The organism is Shigella sp. FJ200513, from assembly GCF_040495915.1.
Taxonomy (GTDB): domain Bacteria; phylum Pseudomonadota; class Gammaproteobacteria; order Enterobacterales; family Enterobacteriaceae; genus ECMA0423.
Genome location: NZ_JBDYCV010000314.1, coordinates 1 through 304 on the forward strand (window position 1 = coordinate 1; position 304 = coordinate 304).

Sequence of the window (304 nt, forward strand, 5' to 3'; positions counted from 1 at the left end):
AGTCTAAAAACTAGTATTAAGACTATCACTTAAATAAGTGATACTGGTTGTCTGGAGATTCAGGGGGCCAGTCTATCCGCTTTCAGAATGGAGTGGCTATTGCTTTTAAGAATATTCAGGCCGGAACTGCCAGAAAATTCACGTTATCCAGCGCCAACAACTCCACGAAAAATGCAGCGTTTTATTTGTGGGGTAATCCATCCAGGCCTGTTGTTGCAGAGCTTGGTGATGATTCAGGCTGGCATTTTTTCAGCCAGAGAAACCCGGATAACAGCATAGTGTTCACTGTTAACGGACAGGTAAT

Annotated in this window: 1 pseudogene; it reads left to right on the forward strand. The window is 43.4% G+C overall.

The window, feature by feature from the left end:
- Nucleotides 1–47 precede the first annotated feature (47 nt).
- Nucleotides 48–304 (forward strand): annotated as a pseudogene (locus tag ABZJ92_RS22415) (phage tail protein); the annotation flags it as partial.